The organism is Streptosporangium album, from assembly GCF_014203795.1.
Classification (GTDB): Bacteria; Actinomycetota; Actinomycetes; order Streptosporangiales; family Streptosporangiaceae; genus Streptosporangium; species Streptosporangium album.
Map to the genome: position 1 here is coordinate 3,175,091 of NZ_JACHJU010000001.1, position 23,308 is coordinate 3,198,398.

A 23,308-nucleotide genomic window follows, 5' to 3' on the forward strand; every position below is an offset into this window, starting at 1 on the left:
GTGCCAGCGTACGGCTTACGCCGCGCCGAAATGGCCGTTTTGCAGGGATTTGGGCGGTACGGCTTGCGCCGCGGGGGAGAGGTTGCCGCCCTTGAGCCAGGAGTCGATCACCCGGGCGATCCGGGGGCCCGCCTTGCCGTCCCAGAGGGGAGGGAGCTCGCCCGCGGGGGTCGCCGCGCCGTCGGCCAGCGCCTTGTCGGCGGCGGCGGGCAGCAGCGCCGGGGTGACCAGGCGGTTGGTGCCGTGGGTGACGGTGATCGGCCGCTCGGTGTTGGGCCGGACGGTCAGGCAGGGGACGCCGAGCATGGTCGTCTCCTCCTGCACGCCGCCGGAGTCGGTGACGACCAGGGACGCGCCCCGGACCAGGGAGAGGAAGTCCACGTAGCCCAGCGGATCGACGATGAGCAGGTTCCCGCCGGTCACCAGCCCCGCCGCCGCCAGGCGCTCGCGGCCACGCGGGTGGATCGGCACCACGATCGGCAGGCGCTCACCGACCTGGAGAACGGCGTCGACGAGTTCCTTCGCCGAGGTGGGGTCGTCCACGTTGGCGGGCCGGTGCAGGGTGGCCACGCCGTACCGCTCCGGGAGGGCGAGCCGGGCGCGGACCGGGGCCGGGTCGAGGCGGTCCAGCGCCGAGAACAGGCTGTCGATCATCGGGTTGCCGACGAGGTGCACGCGCGCCGGGTCGACGCCCTCGTTGGCCAGGTGCGAGAGCGCGTCCGGCGAGGTGGCGAAGAGGATGTCGGACAGGGCGTCGGTGACGATCCGGTTGACCTCCTCGGGCATCCCCCGGTCGAAGGAGCGCAGACCCGCCTCGACGTGCGCGGTCGGGATGTGGAGCTTGGCGCAGACGAGGATCGCGGCCAGCGTCGAGTTCACGTCGCCGTAGACGACGACCAGCGTGGGCCGGTGCTCCAGCACGACCTCTTCGAGACCGGTCAGCAGGGCCGCCGTCTGGCGCGCGTGCGAGCCGGACCCGACACCCAGGTTGGCGACCGGCTCGGGGAGCCCGAGGTCCGCGAAGAACACGTCCGACATCAGCGCGTCGTAGTGCTGACCCGTGTGGACGATGCCCTGCCGCACCCCCAGTTCGGCGAGAGCGCGCACGACCGGAGCCGCCTTCACGAAGTTGGGCCGCGCGCCGAGCACGTGCAGGACGAGGGGATTTTCGGGCTCCGGGGTCGTCCCCCCGGGGGCGTTGTCCCTCATTGACCTCGCCTTTCATACGGGAGTATGGCAAACGTTGCCTATGGTACGGTCACGGCGTGGTATCCGATGCCAGCACGCCAGACTCCCCCAAGGTTTCCGCGAAGTCGGCCCGTGCCGGCCTGGGCGGGCTTATCCGCGGGTTCGTCAAGCACCCGGTGATCGTTTCCCGGGTCGTGGCGACCAAGGTCAAGTCCGATCCGGTCCGCGTGGCGCAGGCGGCCGCGGAGACGCTTCCCCCGAGTCTGCGCCCTGTCGTGGGACGGGTCGCATGGCCCGCCGCCCGCCGGGCCAGGATCGTCGTCCGCAAGTTCGGCATGCGCCTGGTCAAGGGGCCATGGAACGCGGCCAAGGAGCACTTCGACGCCGGGCGGATGACCGAGGCCGTCACGGTGCTCCAGCCGTACGTCAAATATCCCTTCATCAACCGCCGGGCCACCTACTACGCCGGCGAGCTGGCCGCCATCCAGCCGAACCCCATCCCGCCCAAGTCCAAGGTGATCGTGGGCGAGCGCGTCGAGGGCCGGGTGCTGCACTGCGTCACCAACGCCCTGCCGTACACGCAGGCCGGATACACCGTGCGCACGCACCGCATCGTCACCGCGCAGAAGGCGGCCGGGCTGGATCCGCACGTCGTGACCAGCTGGGGCTGGCCGATGATGCAGGGCCATGTCGACGTCACGCCGTACGAGGAGATCGACAAGATCCCCTACCACCGGCTGATCCCGAGCGGAGACGTGCCGTTCGAGAGCCACGGTCGCATGATCCGGGGCGTCGGCGAGGTGACCGAGCTGGTCAGGACGCTCCGGCCGCAGGTGCTGCACGCCGCGACCGACCACCGCAACGGCTCGGTGGCGCTGGCGGTGCGGGAACGGACCGGCACACCGATGGTCTACGAGGTCCGGGGCTTCCTGGAGGAGACCTGGGCGTCCCGCGACCCCAAGCGCGTCGGCAGCCAGCGGCACGTGCTCCAGCGCGACCGCGAGGCGTTCATCATGCGCTCCGCCGACGCCGTGGTCACCCTCGCGGAGACCATGGCAGGCGAGATCGTCGAGCGGGGCGTGCCGAGAGAGAAGATCTTCCTCGCGCCCAACGCGGTGGACGACTCGCTGCTGGTCGCGGACTACGACGGGGCGGCGTTCCGCTCCGCCTACGGCATCGAGCCCGGCGAGATCGTCATGGGCTCGGTGTCGAGCATCGTGGCCTACGAGGGCTTCGCGACCATGATCAGCGCTGCGGCCCTGCTGCGGGACCAGGGCGCCCCGATCAGGCTGCTCCTGGTCGGTGACGGCACGGAGCGCCCGGCGCTGCTGGAACAGGTCGAGGAGCTGGGGCTCGGAGACCTCGCGATCCTGCCCGGCCGGGTCGGCCCGGACGAGGCGCTGCAGGCACAGGCGGCCATCGACATCTTCGTCTGCCCCCGCGAGGACCTGCGGGTCTGCCGGCTGGTCACACCGTTGAAACCCGTCGAGGCCATGGCCCTCGGCAAGCCGGTCGTGCTGAGCGACCTGCCCGCCCTGTCGGAGCTCGTTGGTTCCGAGGGAGCCGGCCTGCTGGTCCCGGCCGGCGACCCCGAGGCGCTCGCCAAAGCGCTCTCCGGACTGCGTGACGATCCGGAGCGGCGGGACGCGATGGGCGAGGCGGGACGGGCCGAAGTGGCCGCGAAGCGCACGTGGAGCCGCGTCGCGGAGACCTACCGTGACATTTACCGATCACTTGCTGATTGATGGTCTGGTGTTGAGAATGAGTAACCCAGCCGTTTGTGATGCGTTCAAACGCATTAGGCGTGGGTTGCGCGGAGTTGAGATAGCCTTTGCCACCATGAAGTGTTGTTTCCGGCTTTCCAAGGTCACCCCGTGAGCGAGCGCAGCCAGCCGTCCAGCGGGCAGAGCGCCGTCGCGAACGCGGCCGAGGAAGGAGGCCGCGTGAGCGCCTATGACCTGGCCGTGATCGGTCTTGGCTACGTCGGCATGCCCCTGGCCAAGGAGGCCGTGGCGGCAGGACTGCGCGTCGTCGGGTTCGAGGTCGATCCGAGCAAGGTGGACGCCCTCAACTCGGGGCGGTCCTACATCGACGACCTGACCGACGCCGACCTCGAACACATGCTGGCGGGCGGATTCAGCGCCACCCTGGACGAGTCCGTGCTGGCCGACAGCCGCACCGTCGTCATCTGCGTGCCGACCCCGCTGGACGAGGACCACCGCCCCGATCTGTCCGCGGTGGAGGGCGCCACCGGCACCGTCGCCCGGAACCTGTCGGCGGGCACCCTCGTGGTCCTGGAGTCCACGACCTGGCCCGGCACCACCGACGAGGTCGCCCGTCCGATCCTGGAGGCCTCCGGCCTCGTCGGGGGCGTCGACTTCCACCTCGCCTTCTCGCCCGAGCGGATCGACCCGGGCAACCCCAAGTACGGCCTGCGCAACACCCCCAAGGTCGTCGGCGGCTACACGGCCGCCTGCCGGGACCGGGCGGTCGGGTTCTACTCCCAGTTCGTCGAGCAGGTCGTGCCGGTCAGCGGCACCCGCGAGGCCGAGATGGCCAAGCTCCTGGAGAACACCTACCGGCACGTCAACATCGCCCTCGTCAACGAGATGGCGATCTTCTGCGACGAGCTCGGGGTCAACCTCTGGGAGTCCATCGAGGCCGCGGCCACCAAGCCGTTCGGCTTCCAGAAATTCCTTCCGGGACCGGGCGTCGGCGGCCACTGCATCCCCGTCGACCCCTCCTACCTGTCTTACACGGTGCGCAAGCTGGGCTACCCGTTCCGGTTCGTCGAGCTGGCGCAGGAGATCAACGAGCGGATGCCGTCCTACGTGGTGGCCCGCGTCCAGCGGCTGCTCAACCGGCACAAGAAAGCCGTCAACGGCTCCAAGGTGCTGCTGCTCGGCGTCACCTACAAGCCCGACATCGCCGACGAACGCGAGACACCGGCCCTGCCGGTCGCGCGGGCGCTGCTGGAGCTCGGCGCGGAGCTGATCTTCGCCGATCCGTATGTCAAGGAATGGCACGTGGACGGCGATCCGGTGCCGCGTGAGGAAGACCTCTTCAGGGCGGTCGCCGAAGCCGATGTGACGCTGCTGCTGCAGCAGCACGCCGCCTTCGACCTGTCGATCGTCGAGGACCACGGCAGGCTCGTGCTCGACACCCGAGGCGTGCTCGCCGAGGGTGAACGCGTCGAGCGGCTCTAGCGACGGAGGGCTGCGCTCAGTGCACGTGCTCGTCATGACGGTGGTGCATCACCCCGAGGACGCCCGGATCCTGCACCGGCAGATCCGCGCGCTCGTGGATGCCGGTCATGAGGTCACGTATGCCGCCCCGTACACGGCACGGGGCGTCATGGCCCGGTCGTGGGTGAACGGCGTCGACCTCCCCCGGGCGGCCGAGCGCAAGCGGCTGTCGGCCGTGCGTGCCGCCCGCAAGGTATTCAAGCGCATGCGTGACCAGGTCGATCTGGTGGTCGTCCACGATCCCGAGCTGCTGCTCGCGGTCGTGGGCGTGCGCAAGCGGCCCCCGGTGGTCTGGGACGTGCACGAGGACACCCCGGCGACGCTGTCGCTGAAGCCGTGGCTGCCCGCGTTCCTGCGCCCGCCGGTCCGGTTCCTGGCCCGCATGCTCGAGGGCACGGCGGAGCGCCACCTGCATCTGCTCCTCGCCGAGACCGCGTACGCCGGCCGGTTCCACCAGGCCCACCTGGTGGTCCCGAACGAGACCTGGGTGCCCGACGACGTGACTCCGCCGGGGGACGACCGGATCGTCTACCTCGGCTGGCTGTCGGAGGCACGCGGAGTGCGCGACGCCATCGAGGTGGCCCGGCTGCTCCAGCCGTACCGGGTGGCGGTCGAGCTGATCGGCTACGCCGACCCCCAGTCCCGTCCCGCGCTGAACGCGGCGGTGGCCGAGGGCGTCCTGGAATGGCGTGACTTCATGCCGAACGACGAGGCGCTCAAGCGGCTGGACGGCGCGCTGGCCGGTCTCTCGCTGCTGCACGACGAGCCCAACTACCGGCACTCCATGCCCACGAAGATCGTGGAGTACATGGCCCACGGGATTCCGGTGATCACCACCCCGTCGCCGCGTGCGGTGGAGCTGGTCGAGCGCTACGACAGCGGCCTGGTCGTTCCCTGGGCGGACCCCAAGGCGGTGGCCCAGGCCGTGCTCTTCCTGAGGGACGACGTCCGCGAGCGGCATGCCCAGGGCGCCCGAGGGTATGCGGCGGCCCGTGCGAACCATCACTGGCCGAACTCGGCCCGCCGTTTCGTGTCTCAGCTTGAGGCCTGGGCAGGGGTCAAGAGCTGACTTCTTGTATGGCGATGCTGCTTATGTCCGCCTGATCGCAAGAACGGTAGTGTCCTGAACGTGCGCTGGTTCACCGCTTTCCTCGGCGTGGCGATCCTCGCGGCGGTGGCGGCGATCGTGCTCGTCCTCCCCCGGGGCGGAGACGCTCCGAAGAGCGAAAGGCCACCGATCGCGTCGCCCTCCACCACCTCCTCGGCGGCGTTGACCCCGGAGGCCAGTGCCTTCACCGACCCGTGTGGGACATTCGAGACCGAGACGCCCACGCCGTACGCGGTGACCGGCTACTGGCTCATCCCCACCGTCGACCACTGCACCTGGCGGCGGCAGCTCGCCGCCATCCACGAGGTGGGCGGCGACACCGTCATCCGGATCGGCTGGGGCCTGCAGGCCCGCCGCGTCGACGGCGAGGGCCGGGTGCTGGCCAACGAGGGTGACGAGGCGGACCCCCGCTACGAGCCGTGCGTCGAGGACGGGCTTCCCTGCGTGGCGGCGGCCGAGAGGGATCTCAAGGCGGCCAACCCGGGCAACCGGGTGAGCTGGACGTTCGTCTACCGGACCGACGAGGCCTTCGGCTCCGACCTGTTCCGCTGCCCCGAGTTCGAGCGGAAGATCACGATCGGCAAGACCGTTTTCTACCGGCTCGTCACGACAGAGGACGGCACCGACGACGCGAGCTGCGCGAACATCACGGCCAAGGGCCGCGGCTACCACGTGATCCTGATCGCGGCCGCGGAGAAGGACAGCCTCACCGAGTTGCTCGACCTCGGCGACCAGTTCGGAGTGCGGGTCTTCCCCGCGTTGCCGCTGGCCCCCCGTGACCCGGCGCAGAAGACCCGGGCCGCCAAGCAGGGGACCAACACCCTCATCACGCTCACCCGGCGCATCCTGCAGGACTACGGCGCCAGGTTCCAGGGCCGGGACTCGCTCGGCGGCTTCTACCAGCCGTTCGAGCTGCAGATGCGGGAGATGCGCTACACCGGGTCGGACGACCCGAAAGAGGTGGACAAGGACCATCCGACGCTGAGGGTCTACGCCGCGCAACACCAGATCGTCGAGCAGGAGATGCCGGGCAAGCCCATCCTGGTCAGCCCCTACCTGGACGCGAGGAAGGGGCGGCCGATCAGTGCCACCCCCAAGCAGGTGGCGGCGGGCTTCGAGGCGCTGGCCAGGACCGGGGTCGGGATCATCGCCCCCCAGGACAGCCGCGGGACCGGCAAGGTCGGGCTGTTCTGGCCGGACCAGCGTGACGAGCAGGTGGACGAGAGGCTCCGCCCGGTGGTCGGGAAGACGGCGACCAACGGCAGCGCCTACCACGGCTCCACCCGCGACTACTACCGGGAGATGGCCGCGGCGCGGGAACGGATGGTCGGACAGGGCTACAACGTGCAGCTCTGGGCCAACGTCGAGGCGTTCGAGCCGTCCCAGGGGGAGTTCTGCGAGGACAGGACGGGCGACCGGGGGCGCACCGACAAGAAGCGGCTCGACACGGCCGTGACCCAGGTCGGACGCTACGTCTCCAAGGTCGTCTCCTACATGTGGAGCGACTTCTTCACCTGCGGTTCGCCTTCGCTGTCGGAGGAGATCGTCCGCGACTACAACCGGCCGATCCCGGTGGACGCCGTCCGCAAGGAGCGCGACATCCAGGACGGCATGGAGATCCGGGGATACAACATGCCCCTGGGCTCCAAGGTGACGATCACCTGGGACGGTCAGGACGCCCCCAGGACCGTCGAGGTGGCCGGCGTGGACCTGACGGAGCCGCCGCCCGACCTGCCCGCCCGGATGGGGACGGCGTGGATCCCGTTCGACTGGACCCAGGTGCCCGGCGGCGCCTGGGTCCAGATCGAGGTCGCCGCCCCCGACGGACGGGCGGCCGCCGAGGCGCTGCACGTCCGTATAAGCGCCTGATCGGTGTAACGTGCCTGGCATGGTTCCGCGCATTCCCGTCAGCGTGGATCTGGTCGTCCTCACGGTGCGCTGCCAGGCGCTGAGTGCGCTCGTCTGGCGACGTGACAAACCCCCCTACGAGGGACGCTGGGCCCTGTCAGGCGGCTTCATCCAGCTTGACGAGGACCTGCCCGCCGCCGCGGCCAGGGTCCTCGCCGAACGGGCGGGCCTGCCCGGGGCGGCGGTCCATCTGGAGCAGCTCCAGACCTACGGCTACCCTGACCGCGACCCGCGCCAGCGCGTGCTGAGCGTCGCCTACCTCGGCCTCGCCCCCGACCTGCCGGCCTCCACGGAGGCCCACATGAGCTGGGAGCCGGTCTCCTCCCTGCGGGACATGGCCTTCGACCACCGGCGCATCATGGTCGACGGAATCGAACGCGCCCGCAGCAAGCTGGAGTACTCCCCGCTGGGGGCGGCCTTCTGCCCCCCGGAGTTCACCGTCGCCGACCTGCGCCGGGTCTACGAGATCGTCTGGGGGCGCACCCTGGACCCCCGCAACTTCCACCGCAAGGTCACCAAGGCCGAGGGCTTCCTGATGCCCACCGGCCACACCACCACCCGCGACGGCGGCCGCCCGGCCAAGCTCTACCGCCGCGGACCGGCCGTGCTGCTCCACCCCCCGATGCTCCGCTCCCTCAAGGAGTGACGGGGAAGGCGGTCAGAGGTCGTCGATCTCCGCCAGGTCGATGTCGACCCCGAAGGGGAGGTCGAGCTTCAGGCGGTCGTGGTGGATCCCGGTGAGCGCGTAGGACCCGGTCGCCGGGTCCAGTTCGTAGACGTAGACCGTCGGGTGGCCCTCGGTGTTCTCGATCCGCCAGAAATGGGGGATGCCCGCCGCCGCGTAGAGTTCGGGTTTGCGCTTGCGGTCACGGATCTCGGACTCGGCGGAGACCACTTCGACGGCCAGGACGACGTCCTCCGGCCGGTAGGTGGTCTGGCCAGGCCCCGTGACGGCTTCGACGTGGACCACCAGGATGTCCGGCTCGGGACGTTGCCGCTTTCCAAGGGTCACAGTCATCTCACGCTTGATCCGCAGATCGGCCGGGACCGCGCGCCGCAACTCGCTCTCCAGAAGGAAGAGCATCGACATGTGGAAATTGGTCTGGGGGCTCACGAAGACGAGAGTGCCATCGATCAGTTCGGTATGCGGGGGGATCCCCGGAAGCCGGTCGAGGTCTTCGGCGACGAATCCTTCTTTGGGGGGAATCGCCCATGCGGGCAGCGACTCCACCTCTGACAGCGGTGCGATGCTCATGTCGTCCTCCCGGTCGGGCACGCCTCTCACCTCCAGTCTTACAGGATGATGCCCCATCCGCCCGCTCCTCATAAAGTAAGGCCATGCCTCGTTTCCGCGCGATCCTGGACACAATGCCTCCCTACAAGGCGGGCAAGGCCGTGGTGTCAGCCGACGGCCGGTCCTACAAGCTGTCTTCGAACGAATCTCCCTACGCCCCGCTGCCCTCGGTGGTCGAGGCGATCGCGAAGGCCGCCTCCGAGATCCACCGCTATCCCGACCCCGCCGCGACCGGGCTCACCAACACCCTCGCCGAGCGGTACGGCGTGCCGCCCGAGCACGTCGCGCTCGGCGCGGGCTCGGTGACGGTGGCCCAGCAGCTCTTCGAGACCGTGAGCGAGCCGGGCGCCGAGGTGATCTACGCCTGGCGGTCGTTCGAGGCCTACCCGCTCCTGGCCGACGTGGCGGGGGCCACCTCGGTCCAGGTCCCGCTCCTGGCCGAGGCCCACGACCTGGACGCCATGGCCGGGGCGATCACCCCGCAGACGCGCATGATCTTCGTCTGCAACCCGAACAACCCGACCGGCACGGTCGTCCACGCGGCCGAGCTGGAGGCCTTCCTCGACCGGGTCCCCGAGAACGTGCTCGTCGTCCTCGACGAGGCCTACCGTGAGTACGTCAGGGACGCCGACGTCACCGACGGGCTCGCCGTCTACCGCGAGCGGCCGAACGTGGCCGTGCTGCGCACGTTCTCCAAGGCGTACGGCCTGGCCGGGCTCCGGGTGGGCTACCTGATCGCCGACGAGCCGGTGGCGGCCGCCGTACGGAAGACGATGGTGCCCTTCGCGGTCAACCATCTGGCCCAGGCCGCGGCCATCGCCTCCCTGGCGGCCGAGGACGAGCTGCTGGAGCGGGTGGACACGGTGGTCAAGGAGCGCACCCGGGTCCGTGAGGCCTTGATCGCCCAGGGATGGGTGGTGCCCGTCACCGAGGCCAACTTCGTCTGGCTCCGGCTGAAGGAGCGCACGACGGAGTTCGCCGAGGCCTGCGCGGCCGAAGGCGTCGCGGTGCGCCCCTTCGGCGGTGAGGGCGCCCGGATCTCCATCGGCTCCGCCGAGGCCAACGACACCTTCCTGGCCGCCGCCGCGGCCTTCAGAGGCGCCTGACGCTGCTTGACGGGTGGACCCGCGTCCGGTACGGGCGCGGGCTCCTACACGGACGCGGGCTCCCCCGCGGGTGAGGCCTGCGCCTTCCTGCGCCGCTCGGTGGAGACCACCAGGGCCACGCCGACGACGATCACCAGGCCGGCCGCGATCATCGAGGTCGTGACCGGCTCGCTCAGCACGAGCGCGCCGAGGACGACCGCCACGACGGGGTTGACGTAGGCGTAGGTGGAGACCAGGGAGATCGGGGCGTTGCCCAGCAGCCACACGTAGGCGGTGAAGGCGACGAGCGAGCCCATCACGACCAGATAGGCCAGCGCGGCCCAGGAGCGCCCGGAGACGGCACCGAGGTCGAGGTGTTCGCCGACGACCGTGCCGGTCAGCGTGAGGCCGACACCGCCCGCGGCCATCTCGATCGCGCTCGCGGTGAAGGGGCTGGCGGGCATCGGGATCCGGCCGGACAGGAACGAGCCCACCGACCACGACATCGACGCCAGCAGGATGACGGTGATCCCGGCGCCGTCCGATCCGCTGCCCCCGCCGGTCAGTGACAGCACCGCCACCCCGCCGAACCCGATGAGCACTCCGGCCAGCGTCAGCACCCCCGGCCTGTCCCTGGCGACGATCCTGAAGATCACCAGCCAGAGTGGCACCGAGGCCACCAGCAGCGCCGCCAGCCCGCTGGAGATGTGCTGTTCGGCCACCGCGACGAGGCCGTTGCCGCCGGTCAGCAGCAACAGCCCGACCAGGGCCGCCCCGCCCAGCTCCTTGCCGGTCATCCGGAAGGCCCGCCGTCCCCGGAGCAGGAACACCACGGCGCCGAGGACCAGCGAGGCCGTGGTGAAGCGCAGGGCTCCGCTGAGCAACGGGGGGAGGGTCTCGATGACGATCCTGATCGCCAGGTAGGTGGAGCCCCACACCACATAGACGATCGCCAGCGCTCCCCAGACGAGCAGCGGTGTGCGGCTGTCAGCAGTGTCATGATGCATGGCTCGTGACAATATCCCTTATGCCCGGCAGTTCGCTCGCGGGATCCGGACTGTGAGATGCCCCGCCGCACGGCCCTGATCCGAGGCCGCGCCACGTGGGACGGCCTCGGATCACGGAGACGGCTCTCAGCGGCTGCCGAGCTTCTCCACGATCAGACGGTAGAGCTGGCGGGGCCGACCCGGCTGCGGGGTACGGTTCGGCGGAAGCGGCCACGCGAGTCCCTCGTCGACCAACGTGCGCAGCAGTCGCCGTGCCGTACGCGGGGTGACGCCGAGCATCTTGCCCGCGCCCTCCGCGTCCACCACCGTGTCTCCCCCCTCCAGCTTGGCCGCCAGTCTGGCCAGCACCTCCACGCCCTTCGGCTTCAGCGGCCCGGCGCCCTGCGGCGACACCCTGGGCGCGGGGACCAGTGCCCGGCCCTCGCGATCCACCGCGAAGCCCTGCGCCTGCTTGCCCGCCTGCGTGCGCGCCAGGGCCGCCCGCGCGTGGGACTCGGCGTCGTGGGCGGTACGGCCCATGCCGACCCCGACCTCCACCGCCAGGCCGAGCTCGTCACGCACCCGCGCCGCGAACGGCAGCACCCGGAAGCCCTCGGTGGCCGTCGCCACCGAACCCCGGGTCGCGGTGACCATGTAGCTGTGGTCGTCGATCGAGGTCACCGACGCGTTGATCCGGTTCGCCTCCTGCACCAGAAGCCGGTGCAGGGACAGCCGGAGCTCGTCGCGCCAGTAGCGCGGCGCGGCCCTGCGGACCGGTTCGCGGAGCGTCGGCACCTCCACCAGAACCACGGTGAGCTGCGACTCCTCCAGCCGGTGGTGCGCGCCGAGCAGGGCCGCCGTGTGCAGCGCCGTACGGACCGCCGCGGAGGTCGGCCGGATCCTGACCACCGGGATCCCCGCCGTCTGCAGCCGCTCGGCCACGGCGGGCAGGCAGGTCAGTGCCCCGCTGGTGGCGCCCTGCCGGGCCAGCCGCTCGTGGAAGGCCGCGATCGTGCCGGTGGCTCCCGGCTCGTCGCGGCTGTGCACATCCGTGGCCGGCAGGTTCAGATCGGTATAGGCCTCCTCGACGTCCGTCCGGCTCAGCACGTCGACGCTGACCTTGCGCGGGTCGATCCGCTCGTCCAGCGCCGCCCTGGCCAGCGCGGCGATCAGTGCGGCACCGCCGAGCTGGACATACGTCGCGGGCATCGTCAGCACCCCCGAGCGCCGTGCCAGGTCGTAGGGGACCGGGCTGGCGAAGAGGCAGGCGTCCACCCCCGCCCCCAGACGGGTGACCTTGTCGGCGGCCTCCTGCTCGTCCCGGTAGGCGGCGGCCACCAGGCGGCAGGGCAGGGGAGCCGCAGCGTGTCCCATCAGCATTACTCGCTCCACGAGGTCATGGGGGCCCACCACACCGATAGTGAGGTCCGGTGTCATGGCACCCGGGCGTGACATTCGTGGAATTTCTTCGGCCCGCTCGACCAATGTTCGTCCCATCCTGCGTCCGTTTGTTTTCGGCTCTCTTTTGGAACGATCGCTTGTGGGGGCCGTAATGTCACGCCCGATTTGCCGTCAATTCCGGGGGGAACCTCCCGGCTAAACCCCTAACTGTAAGTGTTTACACAGGTCAGAGCGGTTTTTGGGAGACTGAAACCCGCTGATTATGAGGATGAAATCTCTCGCCGTACATCTGCTCCCAAGGCCTGCATGCGCTCGGCCAGATATGAGTGGCCGCGGTCGATGAGATAACCGGATTCGATGACGGTCTCCCCCTCGGCGGCGAGACCGGCAAGAACCAGGGCGATTCCGGAACGGAGATCGTGCGCGGTCACCTCGGTTCCGGTCAGTGGAGTTGCGCCACGGACGACGGCGCTGTTCTCCTTGACCTCGATGTCGGCGCCCATCTTGTTCAGCTCGGAGGCCAGGGCGAACCGGCCGTCGAAGATGCGCTCGTGGATGTAGCTGGCGCCGTCGGCGAGGCAGGCGACCGTCATGATCGGTGACTGCAGGTCGGTGGCGAAGCCGGGATAGGTGTCGGTGATGACGTTGATCGGGCGCAGCGGGCGATCCCGGCGCACGTGGAGCACCGCGCCGTGGTCGGCGAACTCGACCCCCATCTGCTCCAGCTTGTAGCGGACCACGCCGAGGTGGTCCAGGTCGGCGCCGACCAGGTTGACCTCGCCACCGGTGACCGCCGCGGCCATGGCGAACACGCCCGCGTCGAGACGGTCGGGCATCACGGTGTGTTCGACGGCCTGGAGCTCCTCCACGCCCTCCACGGTGATGAACCCGGTGCCCCCGCCGCTGATCTTCGCGCCCATCCGGGTCAGCATCTCGATCACGTCGAGGACCTCGGGCTCCAGCGCCGCGTTCTCGATCACGGTGGTGCCGCGCCCGATGGCGGCCGCCATGATCAGGTTCTCGGTGCCGGTGTGCGAGGGGGTGTCCAGGTACAGCGTGGCGCCGGTGAAGCCGGCGGTCTTGACGTGGATGACGGCGTCGCCCTCGTCCACGATCGCGCCGAGACGCTTGTAGCCCAGGTAGTGGAAGTCAAGGTTGCGGCTGCCCAGGTTGCAGCCGCCCACGCCCTCGATGATCGCCTCACCGAGGCGGTGCAGCAGTGCGGGCACGAAGAGCACGGAGCCGCGGAAGCGGCGGGCGATCTCGGCGGGCAGCACCGGGCTCTTCAACTGGGAGGCGTCGATCACCAAGGTGCGCTCGGACTCATGAAGCTCGACTCTGGCGCCGATCGCCTCGGCCAGCTCGACTGCGCGGCGCACGTCCTCGATGATCGGAACATTGCGCAGCACCGTGCGGCCCTTGGCCGCCAGGAGTGCCGCACCGATCATGGGCAGCACGGCGTTTTTGGCACCCTGGATGAAGGCGGTTCCACGGAGTGGGTTGCCACCGCGCACGCGGTAACGGACCATGCGTCATGCTCCTCGGGGAAGGGGAATCGGAGATTTGGGGTGACTCGAAAACGAGTGGCGGCAGCCAGAGGGGTTGTCGGCCAACAGTAGTCGCTGGGTGTCCCTGAACCGGCCACTTCGGGTGCCAATTACCCCATAGGTCACTGATCACTCTGAGGCTTGTGAGCCTCCACACAATGGTCCCGCACCGTTCGACGATCCGGCGCGAAGAGGCGGCGTTCTCACGCGGCCCGGATCCCTCTGTCCGCGGGGACGAGCGGTGAGGCGGCCGACAGGAGATTGTCGGCCCGTTGGTCGACGGAACGGGTGACGACCTGCTGGCCGTACCCGAAGGCCAGGGCCCACACCAGGATGGCGGGCTGGGAGCCGAGCCCCGGGAAACCGGGGACGGAGCCGGAGTTCAGGATCAGCGGTCCCAGCACGGAGGTGGCCACCACGCTCAGCACGATCAGGCTCAGCATGACCACTCCGCCTGTCGCCGATCCGTTCTGGGAATGCCGGCTGGTCGAGCGCCATCGTTCCTCCGTGGGGGCGGAGCGGCCGGGGACGGACGGAGACTGCCCCCGGCTTATCGCGGCATGCCGATCAGACGCTACGCGTCACGCGTTCCGTGTGACGCCGCGTGTGCGGCAGGGGAGTCTCCGGGGCCTGTCCCGGAGAGCATGGTGCCTCCTGCGATGTCCGTGCGGTGGTGCGAGCCGCGCATCCGGATGCGGCCGACTCCCTCGTAGGCGGCCGTGCGAGCCGCGGCCATGTCGGGGCCGGTGCCGACCACGCTGAGCACCCGCCCGCCGGCGGAGACGGTCCGATCGCCGTCGGACGCGGTCCCCGAATGCAGCACGTAGGCGTCGCCGCCGACCTCGGAGAGTCCCTCGATGACGTCGCCCTTGACGGGGTCGGCCGGGTAGTTCTCGGCCGCGACCACCACGGTCACCGCGGCGCCTGCGCGCCAGGACAGCGGCCCGAACCCGGCGAGCGCCCCGTCCGCGCAGGCCAGTAGCAGGCCCCCGAGCGGCGTCTCCAGCCGGTCCAGCACGACCTGGGTCTCCGGGTCGCCGAACCGCGCGTTGAACTCGATCACCTTCGGCCCCCGCGCGGTGAGGGCCAGTCCCACGAAGAGCACGCCGGTGTACGGCGTGCCGCGCCTGGCCAGCTCGGTCACGGTCGGGATGACGGTCTCGGCCATCACCCGGCGGGTGAGATCCTCGGGCGCCCACGGCAGCGGCGTGTAGGCGCCCATGCCGCCGGTGTTGGGGCCCTTGTCGCCGTCGTAGGCGCGCTTGTGGTCCTGGGCGGGCTGGAGCGGCACGGCCGTGGACCCGTCGCAGAGCGCGAACAGCGACACCTCGGGACCGTCGAGGAACTCCTCGATGACGACCCGCTCGCACGACGCGGCGTGTCTGAGCGCCTCATCCCGGTCGTCGGTCACCACCACGCCCTTGCCCGCGGCCAGTCCGTCGTCCTTGACCACGTACGGGGTGCCGAACTCCGCCAGCGCCGCGGTGGCCTCCTCGGGCGTGACACACGTGCGCGACCGTGCGGTGGGGACTCCCGCAGCGAGCATGACGTCCTTGGCGAACGCCTTGGAGCCCTCGATCCGGGACGCCTCCGCGGACGGCCCGAAGCATGGGATGCCCGCCGCCCTGACCGCGTCCGCGACCCCGGCGACCAGTGGCGCCTCGGGGCCGACCACGACCAGGTCGACCTCCAGCTCCGTGGCCAGCCGGCTGACCGCCACGGGGTCGGTCGGGATCACCGGATGCAAGGTCGCGACCTGTGCGATACCGGCGTTGCCGGGAGCACAGTGAACATCGGTGACCTGGGAGTCTGCTGCCAGTGACCGGCACAGGGCATGCTCACGCCCGCCGGATCCAATCACAAGAACGCGCACGTGCGAGAGCCTATCGGCCCTCGCCCCGCCGTCCGTCCACAGGCTGTGGACGGCGCTCCCTCGCGAGCCGCCCGCACGCCGGTGTGACGAGCGTTGCCGTAAAGGACGGGTGAATTCCGTCAGGTTCTGGATGATCCCTCATCGAAGGTGAGAGTAAGCTGGGGACATGCTAGATCTGTGCTAGGTTTGGTTGGCTATGCCTGTCTCTTGCTGATTGGAGGTGGTTGGGGATGTCCTCTGGCGATCCCAGCAGTACGTGCCGCGCACGCCTTCTGTGCGCACCCTCCCACCACTCCGGATCAGTGCCCGACCGGACTCCGCGCGCATTCCCCTTCGAACCGAGGTGACATCGCGTCGCGCGCGGACGCTGCCAGGCCGGGCGGGAAAGGCTCGCCATGCGCTCCTCGCTCCTTTTTCCTCGCATCAAGCACGCGCGGATCGTCCGTGCTCCGCACGCTCCCGCCGTCCCCGTCCGTGACCGTATGAACGGTGTCTGCGTCCCTCCGAGCGACTCGCTCGTCGAATACGCCGCCTACATCGACGGCAAGAAGATCGAGGCCATGGGCATCCCGGACGCCCTGGAGCTCGTCCGCGCGCACAATGCGGCAGAGGAGCAGGGCAACGCCTTCGTCTGGGTCGGCCTGCATGAACCCGACGCCCCCGAGGTCGAGTGGCTGGCGGAGGTCTTCGCCCTGCACCCGCTCGCCGTCGAGGACGCCGTCAAGGCTCACCAGCGACCCAAGGTCGAACGTTACGGCGACTCCCTGTTCATGGTCCTGAAGACCGTCGCCTACATCGACCACGACGTGCTGACCGCCACCAGCGAGATCATCGGAACCGGCGAGATCATGGTGTTCGTCGGGCCCGACTTCGTGGTGACCGTACGGCACGGCGAATACTGCCCGCTGTCGGAGGTGCGTGAGCGTCTGGAGGACAAGCCCGAGCTCCTGCGCCGGGGTCCGACCGGAGTGCTGCACGCGATCGCCGACCACGTCGTGGACAGATACCTCTGTGTGGCCGACCTGATGCAGACCGAGCTGGAGGACGTCGAGGCGATGGTCTTCGCCGACGTCAGCGCCCGTGACATCGGCCGGATCTACAATCTCAAGCGCGAGATGATCGAGATGAAGCGGTCCGTCACCCCGCTCCAGTCGCCCATGTCGACGCTGGCCCAGCGCCGGATGATCCCCTCGGAGATGCGCGAGTACTTCCGCGACGTCGTCGACCACCTGGCCCGGGTCTGCGAGCAGGTCGAGTCGTCCAACGAGCTCAGCAACTCCATCCTGCAGGCGGCGCTGGCCCGCTCCAACGCGCTCGCCAACGAGGACATGCGGAAGATCTCCTCGTGGGTCGCCATCATGGCCGTGCCCACGATGATCGCCGGGATCTACGGCATGAACTTCGAGCACATGCCCGAGCTCGACTCCATCTTCGGCTACCCCGTGGTGATCGGCGTGATGGTGATCGCCTGCTCGCTGCTCTACCGGGGTTTCCGCCGCAACGGCTGGATGTGACCGCCGGGCTCCGTGAGCCCGGACATCGACTTCTCCTCACCGCGTGCGGCGCCGACCACGCTCTCCAGCCGACCACGCTCTCCATGGGGAAAACGCCCTGTACCCGGGGCAGGTGGGCGGAGAGGCTCACGGAGACTCCGGGGCTGTTCCCCGTCCCGCGCTCAGCGCATGGGGGTGGCGGGCGCGGGGACGCGCATCCCCCGGTCGGCCCAGAGCGCGCGCATCCGGTCGGGGTAGTCGGTGACCACCCCGGCCACCCCGAGGTCCAGCAGCTCGGCGGCCCGCTCGGGCGCGTTGACGGTCCAGGGGACCAGCGGCAGCTCGGCCTTCTCGGCCCGGCGCGCCAGCTCCTCCTCCATCAGGACATGATCCGGAGACAGGGTGGTGCCCCCGGCCGCCACGGCGGCGGCGGGAAGGTCGCCGTCGAAGTCCTCAAGTCGCAGGCCGTTCAGCCACGCGCTGTCCATGGTGGCGCGCTCGATCAGGGCGTACCGCTGGGTCGCGGGGGACAGGGAGCGGGCGATGTCGAGAATCCGCCAGTCGAAGCTGAGGATCGCCGCCCCGCCGAGCCGGTGATGCCGGTCGAGCTCGGCGATCACCATCTCGGTGAACTCGCGCGGGTCGGCGCTGAGCTCCGGCCTCGTCGGATCGGACTTGAGCTCCACGTGCAGCCGCACGCCGTCGGCGCCGTAGGCGTCCACCAGCCCCAGCACCGCTCCGAGGGTGGGCATCCGGGTGTTGGGCATCGGCGTCTGGGTCCCGGCGAAACGGTCCTCGGGATGGCGCGGCAGCCGTATCCCGCACTCAAGGGTGCGCAACTGCGCCAGGGTGAGCTCACCGACGGGCCTGCCCACGTAAGGGAAGAGCGGATCGCCGTGACGGACCGGCCGGGTGTCGGCGCTCGTCACCGCCGACACCGTGAGGTCGTGGGTGAGGACCAGCCGGCGGTCGGCCGTCAGCGCGACATCGAGCTCCAGCGCGTCGACACCCAGTTCGAGGGCGTGGGCGAAGCCGGGCAGGGTGTTCTCCGGGCGGAGCCCGCGGGCTCCGCGGTGACCATGAATCTCGGCATGCACGGAAGGGACCTTACCGACCCGGTGTCCCGATCTCTCGGTACGGCTCGCCCCCGGAAGACAACAGACGCGAGCCGTACGGGGAGGAATCTAGATCATCGAGTGGATCTGGAGCGTCTGGGTGCGGCCGGGACCGACGCCGACGGCGGAGATCCGGGCGCCGCTCATCTCCTCCAGGGCCTTCACATACGCCCGCGCGTTGGCGGGCAGGTCCTCGAAGGACGTGGCGCCGGAGATGTCCTCCTGCCAGCCGGGGAACTCCTCGTACACCGGCTTGGCGTGGTGGAAGTCGGTCTGGGTCATCGGGATCTCGTCATGGCGGACGCCGTCCACCTCGTAGGCGACGCAGACCGGGATCTTCTCCAGACCGGACAGCACGTCGAGCTTGGTGAGGAAGAAGTCGGTGATGCCGTTGACCCGGCTGGCATAGCGGGCGATCACCGCGTCGAACCAGCCGCAACGGCGGTTGCGGCCGGTGGTCACGCCGTACTCACCACCGGTGGTGCGCAGCCAGTCGCCCATCTCGTCGGTGAGCTCGGTCGGGAACGGGCCGGAGCCGACACGGGTGGTGTAGGCCTTGAGGATGCCGATCACACCGGTCAGCCGGGTCGGCGGGATGCCGGAGCCGGAGCAGGCGCCGCCACTCGTCGGAGAGGAGGAGGTGACGAACGGGTAGGTGCCGTGGTCGATGTCGAGCAGGTTGCCCTGACCGCCCTCCAGCAGCACGACCTTGTCCGCGTCCAGGGCCTTGTTCAGGATCAGCGCGGTGTCGGCGATGTGCGGCGTGAGGCGCTCGGCGTAGCCGAGATACTCCTCCAGCACCTTCTCCGCCTCGATCGCCCGGCGGTTGTAGATCTTGGTGAGGATCTGGTTCTTCTCGTTGAGGGCGACCTCGATCTTCTTGCGCAGGATGCCCGGGTCCAGCAGGTCCTGGACGCGCACACCCATCCGGTAGATCTTGTCACCGTAGGCGGGGCCGATACCCCGGCCGGTGGTGCCGATCTTGGCCTTGCCGAGGTAGCGCTCGCTGACCTTGTCGAGGGCCTTGTGGTGGGGCATGATCAGGTGCGCGTTGGCCGAGATCAGCAGGCGCTCGGAGGAGACCCCGCGGGCCGCCAGGCCGTCGATCTCGCTCAGCAGCACGCCCGGGTCGATGACGACGCCGTTGCCGATCACCGGTACGACGTTCGGAGACAGCACGCCGGTCGGAAGCAGGTGCAACGCGTACTTCTGGTCGCCGATGACGACCGTGTGGCCCGCATTGTTTCCGCCCTGGTATCTGACGACGTAGTCGACCTTGTCGCCAAGTAGGTCGGTCGCCTTACCCTTGCCCTCATCGCCCCACTGGGCACCCACGAGAACGACAGCCGGCATCGTTAGTCTCCCACCACAAAAACGAAAACCCCTGACGCAATCGCGACAGGGGCTCTTGCGTGGAGAGAATACCCGACCGAGTGACATATGGGGGATCTCCCGCCCCCCGGGAGAGAGATCCCGGCAGTTCAGCGGCCGATCAGCTCCTCAGCGGCCTCGGCGCTGGAGTCCTTCAGGAACTGGAAGCAGCGTTCGGCCTCGTCCTTCTCCCCGATGGCCTGGGCGGCGCGGGCCAGTGCGTGGAGGCAGCGCAGGAAACCGCGGTTGGGCTCGTGTTCCCAGGGGATCGGGCCGTGTCCCTTCCATCCCGCACGGCGCAGCTGGTCGAGACCGCGGTGATAGCCGGTGCGGGCGAACGCGTACGACGTCACGGCGTGTCCGTTCGCGAAGTATTCGTCCGCGAGCGCGGCCCAGGCGGCGGGGTAGCCCGGGAAGCGTGCGGCGACATCGGATGCCTGGGCGCTGGATTCCAGTGCCTCTCGGGCCTCGGGAAGGTCAGGCAGCCGGGTGGGCGGCGGGCCGGCGAGGAGGTTCTCGTGCGATTCCGTCATGGCTAGTGAGCGTACTTGCTGAGTTTGCCCGGCAGGGGAGTCGCTCCGCTCTTATCGCCGGGCTGTTTCAGACGGTCAAGGTCTGGCCGCCGTCTCTCCCGCCGGGAGCGGCGAGATGACGGCGGCCGTTCCCGGCCGCCTGCCCCCGGAAGACGGTCCGGGGACAGGCGGCCGGGACTCGGATCAGGTGAGCCTGGTGCCGGCCGACTTCAGGTGCCGGCACGCCTCGACGACCCGGTCCGCCATCGAGGTCTCGGCGGCCTTGCCGTACGAGCGGGGGTCGTAGGCCTTCTTGTTGCCCACGTCGCCGTCCACCTTGAGCACGCCGTCGTAGTTCTTGAACATGTGGTCGGCGATCGGGCGGGTGAAGGCGTACTGCGTGTCGGTGTCGATGTTCATCTTCACCACGCCGTAGGAGATGGCCTCGTGGATCTCCTCCAGCAGCGAGCCGGAGCCGCCGTGGAAGACGAGGTCGAAGGGCTTCTCCTTGCCGTACTTCGCGCCCACCGCCTCCTGGATCTCCTTCAGCACACTCGGGCGGAGCTTGACGTGTCCCGGCTTGTAGACGCCGTGCACGTTGCCGAAGGTCGCCGCGAGCATGTAGCGGCCCCGCTCCCCGAGTCCCAGCGCCTCGGCGGTCGCGAGGGCGTCGTCGGCGGTGGTGTAGAGCTTCTCGTTGATCTCACCGACGACGCCGTCCTCCTCGCCGCCGACCACGCCGATCTCCACTTCCAGGATGATCTTGGCGCGGGCGCACTTCTCCAGGAGCTCCCCGGCGATCTGGAGGTTCTCCTCCAGAGGTACGGCGGAGCCGTCCCACATGTGCGACTGGAACAGCGGGTCCTGGCCGCGCGCCACCCGCTCAAGCGAGATGTCGATCAAAGGGCGGACGAAGCCGTCGAGCTTGTCCTTCGGACAGTGGTCGGTGTGCAGCGCGACCGTCACGGGGTATTTGGCCGCGACGACGCGGGCGTACTCCGCCAGAGCCGTCGCGCCGGTCACCATGTCCTTGACGGTGCTGCCGGACAGGAACTCGGCTCCGCCGGTCGACACCTGGACGATGCCGTCGCTCTCAGCCTCGGCGAACCCTCTTAGCGCGGCGTTGAGCGTCTGGGACGAGGTAACATTGATCGCCGGATAGGCGAATTCGTTCGCCTTGGCCCGATCGAGCATCTCGGCGTAGACCTCTGGGGTCGCGATAGGCATCGGTGTCATCTCCCTAGAGACGGCTGTGAGCGGCTGGCGCGGGACTCCTGACGACATAGCCCGTCGGCCAGTATTCCGGGTTCCTTCCCGGCCGGATAGCTCCGTCACCACTTCTGCCGGTGCAATCTCTCGGCCTGGGGTCCCCATCGCCGGTAGGCTTCACGCTGATGGACCTTCTGCACAATCTCCTCGACCCCAAGTGGTGGCTCGGCCTGCTCGGCCCGTTCGCCACTGTGGGTGTCCTCGGGATCATCTTCGCCGAGACCGGGCTGCTGCTCGGCTTCTTCCTGCCGGGTGACTCGCTGCTCGTCGCGGCGGGCATCTTCAGTACCGCCGAGGCGGCCGCGGCCATCCCCGGCCTCAGCCCGTTGTCGCTCCCGCTGCTGCTGGTCCTCGCCCCGATCTGCGCCATCGTCGGAGCCCAGCTGGGCCACCACCTGGGCGCCACCTATGGCCGCAAGTTGTTCGAGCGGCCCAACTCCAAGATCTTCAAGCAGGAGTACGTCGACAAGGCGGAGTACTACTTCGGCAGGTTCGGCCCCTCCAAGGCCGTGGTGCTCGCCCGGTTCATCCCGATCGTCCGCACGTTCCTCAACCCGGTCGCGGGCATGCTCGGCATGGACCGCAAGCGGTTCTTCCTGTGGAACTGCGTCGGAGGCATCATCTGGACCGACGGGATGCTGCTCTTCGGCCGCCTGGTCGGTTCGGCGGTGCCCGACATCGACAAATACATCCTGCCGGGCGCCCTCGTGATCATCTTGCTCTCGATCATCCCGATCATCAGGGAGTTCATGAAGAGCCGCAAGGGTGACGCCTCCACCACCGTTCCGCGGCCGCAGGGCAAGCACCACCGCGGCGCACCCACCGGCCCGTCAAGCGGCGACGGCCAGCTGTGATCGAACCCCGCCCCAGGTCGTAGGGCACCCTCACCGGCGGCTAACCTCCATTGTGTGGGACGCCACAGGTCCGACCCGATGGGTGTCGCCCGCCTCGTGCTCGCAGGGCTGGCGGTGCTCGTTCTGGTTGCCCTGATCGTGGTCGGCATCCTCTCGCTGGCCGGCGTGCTCGGCTCGGCCTCGGAGCCCACCGCGCCGCCCCCGTCTGCCTCCACCACCCCTTCCGCCGCGTCAAGGTGAACGGCGCCGTCCGCCCCCCGGGCAAGGCCGGGGAGCGTCAGGAGTTCACCGCCTCCCGCGGCTGACCGCCGCCGGAAGACCTCAGACCAGGCCGAGGTCCTGGAGGCTGTAGGCGGTCCGGTACGGCAGGCCGGCCGCGGCGATCGCGGAGGCCGCCCCCCGATCCACGATCGTGGCCACCGCCACGACCTCGGCGCCGGCCTCCCGCAGCGCCTCCACGGCGGTCAGCGGGGACCCGCCGGTCGTGGAGGTGTCCTCCACCGCCAGCACCCGCCGTCCCGTCACGTCCGGCCCTTCGATCCTGCGCTGCATCCCGTGAGCCTTCTGCGTCTTGCGGACCACGAACGCGTCGAGCTCCCGGCCCCGCGCCGCCGCCGCGTGCAGCATGGCGGTCGCCACCGGGTCGGCCCCCAGGGTGAGCCCGCCGACCGCCTCGTAGTCCAGGTCCTCGGTGAGGTCCAGCATGACCCGGCCCACCAGAGGCGCCGCCCGCCCGTCCAGGGTCACCCGGCGCAGGTCCACGTAGAAGTCCGCCTCCTTGCCGGAAGACAGCACCACCTTGCCGTGCACGACGCCCTTGCCCTTGATCTCCGCCAGCAGGTTCTCACGATCGCTCATGGCAACAAGATTAGGGCGGACGCGACAGCGCCCGGGGCCCGGCCGTCATCCGCCCTCTCTCGCCGTCGCCTTCGGAGGGCGCCCGGCCCCGGACGCGGAGAGGCCCGGAACGTCCCGGCCCGTGCCGTCGTGGCACCCTCCCGCGCCGGTCCGTCGGGCGCAAAGACGCGATCTCGGGTTAGTCATACCTCCGACTGTGGA

21 protein-coding genes are annotated in these 23,308 nt (G+C 69.6%); 9 read left to right on the forward strand and 12 right to left on the reverse strand.

Annotated features, from left to right (window positions below; translation table 11 throughout):
- Window positions 1-15 precede the first annotated feature (15 nt).
- On the reverse strand, window positions 16-1,209 hold the full coding sequence (gene wecB / locus FHR32_RS15185; protein WP_184754900.1) for a non-hydrolyzing UDP-N-acetylglucosamine 2-epimerase: 1,194 nt from the start codon (window positions 1,207-1,209) through the stop codon (window positions 16-18).
- A 56-nt stretch (window positions 1,210-1,265) separates the two neighbouring features.
- On the opposite strand from wecB, the gene FHR32_RS15190 reads away from it, so the two are divergent.
- The 5 genes from FHR32_RS15190 (at window position 1,266) to FHR32_RS15210 (ending at window position 8,095) form a co-directional block, all read left to right on the forward strand.
- Window positions 1,266-2,933 (forward strand): glycosyltransferase family 4 protein, encoded by a 1,668-nt coding sequence (locus FHR32_RS15190; protein ID WP_184754901.1) that lies wholly within the window; start codon window positions 1,266-1,268, stop codon window positions 2,931-2,933.
- 198 nt (window positions 2,934-3,131) lie between these two features.
- The gene (locus FHR32_RS15195) at window positions 3,132-4,394 is read left to right on the forward strand and encodes a nucleotide sugar dehydrogenase (protein WP_184756538.1); all 1,263 of its coding nucleotides are present in this window, start codon (window positions 3,132-3,134) and stop codon (window positions 4,392-4,394) included.
- A gap of 19 nt (window positions 4,395-4,413) precedes the next feature.
- On the forward strand, window positions 4,414-5,502 hold the full coding sequence (locus FHR32_RS15200) for a glycosyltransferase (RefSeq protein WP_184754902.1): 1,089 nt from the start codon (window positions 4,414-4,416) through the stop codon (window positions 5,500-5,502).
- A 60-nt stretch (window positions 5,503-5,562) separates the two neighbouring features.
- Window positions 5,563-7,410, forward strand: a complete 1,848-nt coding sequence (locus tag FHR32_RS15205; protein WP_184754903.1) for a DUF4434 domain-containing protein — start codon at window positions 5,563-5,565, stop codon at window positions 7,408-7,410.
- 19 nt (window positions 7,411-7,429) lie between these two features.
- Window positions 7,430-8,095: an NUDIX hydrolase gene (locus FHR32_RS15210; protein WP_184754904.1), complete on the forward strand. Its 666-nt coding sequence runs from the start codon at window positions 7,430-7,432 to the stop codon at window positions 8,093-8,095.
- A 12-nt stretch (window positions 8,096-8,107) separates the two neighbouring features.
- On the opposite strand, the gene FHR32_RS15215 is transcribed toward FHR32_RS15210, so the two are convergent.
- Complete coding sequence (locus tag FHR32_RS15215; RefSeq protein WP_184756539.1) at window positions 8,108-8,704, reverse strand: Uma2 family endonuclease; 597 nt, start codon at window positions 8,702-8,704, stop codon at window positions 8,108-8,110.
- A gap of 83 nt (window positions 8,705-8,787) precedes the next feature.
- Here FHR32_RS15215 and hisC point away from each other — a divergent pair, with 83 nt between their 5' ends.
- Window positions 8,788-9,849, forward strand: a complete 1,062-nt coding sequence (hisC, locus tag FHR32_RS15220; RefSeq protein WP_184754905.1) for a histidinol-phosphate transaminase — start codon at window positions 8,788-8,790, stop codon at window positions 9,847-9,849.
- 44 nt (window positions 9,850-9,893) lie between these two features.
- On the opposite strand, the gene FHR32_RS15225 is transcribed toward hisC, so the two are convergent.
- From FHR32_RS15225 to purD, 5 genes are all read right to left on the reverse strand, one after another.
- Complete coding sequence (locus FHR32_RS15225; RefSeq protein WP_184754906.1) at window positions 9,894-10,835, reverse strand: EamA family transporter; 942 nt, start codon at window positions 10,833-10,835, stop codon at window positions 9,894-9,896.
- Between the two features lie 126 nt (window positions 10,836-10,961).
- Window positions 10,962-12,251, reverse strand: a complete 1,290-nt coding sequence (locus FHR32_RS15230) for a GTP cyclohydrolase IIa (RefSeq protein WP_184756540.1) — start codon at window positions 12,249-12,251, stop codon at window positions 10,962-10,964.
- A 224-nt stretch (window positions 12,252-12,475) separates the two neighbouring features.
- Window positions 12,476-13,744, reverse strand: coding sequence for a UDP-N-acetylglucosamine 1-carboxyvinyltransferase (gene murA / locus FHR32_RS15235; RefSeq protein ID WP_184754907.1), 1,269 nt, complete (start codon window positions 13,742-13,744; stop codon window positions 12,476-12,478).
- Window positions 13,745-13,965: 221 nt separating this feature from the next.
- Window positions 13,966-14,205 carry a hypothetical protein gene (locus tag FHR32_RS15240; RefSeq protein WP_184754908.1) on the reverse strand — a complete coding sequence of 80 codons (240 nt, stop codon included), beginning with the start codon at window positions 14,203-14,205 and terminating at the stop codon, window positions 13,966-13,968.
- A gap of 131 nt (window positions 14,206-14,336) precedes the next feature.
- The gene (gene purD / locus FHR32_RS15245; RefSeq protein ID WP_312882364.1) at window positions 14,337-15,635 is read right to left on the reverse strand and encodes a phosphoribosylamine--glycine ligase; all 1,299 of its coding nucleotides are present in this window, start codon (window positions 15,633-15,635) and stop codon (window positions 14,337-14,339) included.
- 395 nt (window positions 15,636-16,030) lie between these two features.
- Between purD and corA the strand changes: the two genes are divergently transcribed.
- A complete protein-coding gene (gene corA / locus FHR32_RS15250; RefSeq protein WP_184754909.1) occupies window positions 16,031-17,149 on the forward strand; it encodes a magnesium/cobalt transporter CorA in 1,119 nt (372 codons plus the stop codon).
- A 161-nt stretch (window positions 17,150-17,310) separates the two neighbouring features.
- Here corA and FHR32_RS15255 read toward each other — a convergent pair whose 3' ends face one another.
- From FHR32_RS15255 to fbaA, 4 genes are all read right to left on the reverse strand, one after another.
- Window positions 17,311-18,225 carry a glycerophosphodiester phosphodiesterase family protein gene (locus FHR32_RS15255; RefSeq protein WP_184754910.1) on the reverse strand — a complete coding sequence of 305 codons (915 nt, stop codon included), beginning with the start codon at window positions 18,223-18,225 and terminating at the stop codon, window positions 17,311-17,313.
- 87 nt (window positions 18,226-18,312) lie between these two features.
- Entirely contained in the window at window positions 18,313-19,596 is a 1,284-nt protein-coding gene (locus FHR32_RS15260; protein ID WP_184754911.1) for an adenylosuccinate synthase, read from the reverse strand.
- Between the two features lie 128 nt (window positions 19,597-19,724).
- Window positions 19,725-20,147, reverse strand: coding sequence for a DUF3151 domain-containing protein (locus FHR32_RS15265; RefSeq protein ID WP_184754912.1), 423 nt, complete (start codon window positions 20,145-20,147; stop codon window positions 19,725-19,727).
- Between the two features lie 183 nt (window positions 20,148-20,330).
- Window positions 20,331-21,353, reverse strand: coding sequence for a class II fructose-bisphosphate aldolase (fbaA, locus tag FHR32_RS15270; RefSeq protein WP_184754913.1), 1,023 nt, complete (start codon window positions 21,351-21,353; stop codon window positions 20,331-20,333).
- Between the two features lie 167 nt (window positions 21,354-21,520).
- Between fbaA and FHR32_RS15275 the strand changes: the two genes are divergently transcribed.
- Window positions 21,521-22,249 carry a DedA family protein gene (locus FHR32_RS15275; RefSeq protein WP_184754914.1) on the forward strand — a complete coding sequence of 243 codons (729 nt, stop codon included), beginning with the start codon at window positions 21,521-21,523 and terminating at the stop codon, window positions 22,247-22,249.
- Between the two features lie 54 nt (window positions 22,250-22,303).
- Window positions 22,304-22,489 carry a hypothetical protein gene (locus FHR32_RS15280; RefSeq protein ID WP_184754915.1) on the forward strand — a complete coding sequence of 62 codons (186 nt, stop codon included), beginning with the start codon at window positions 22,304-22,306 and terminating at the stop codon, window positions 22,487-22,489.
- Window positions 22,490-22,570: 81 nt separating this feature from the next.
- Here the strand turns inward: FHR32_RS15280 and pyrE are convergent, their stop codons facing one another.
- Window positions 22,571-23,107, reverse strand: coding sequence for an orotate phosphoribosyltransferase (gene pyrE, locus FHR32_RS15285; protein ID WP_184754916.1), 537 nt, complete (start codon window positions 23,105-23,107; stop codon window positions 22,571-22,573).
- Window positions 23,108-23,308: the final 201 nt, after the last annotated feature.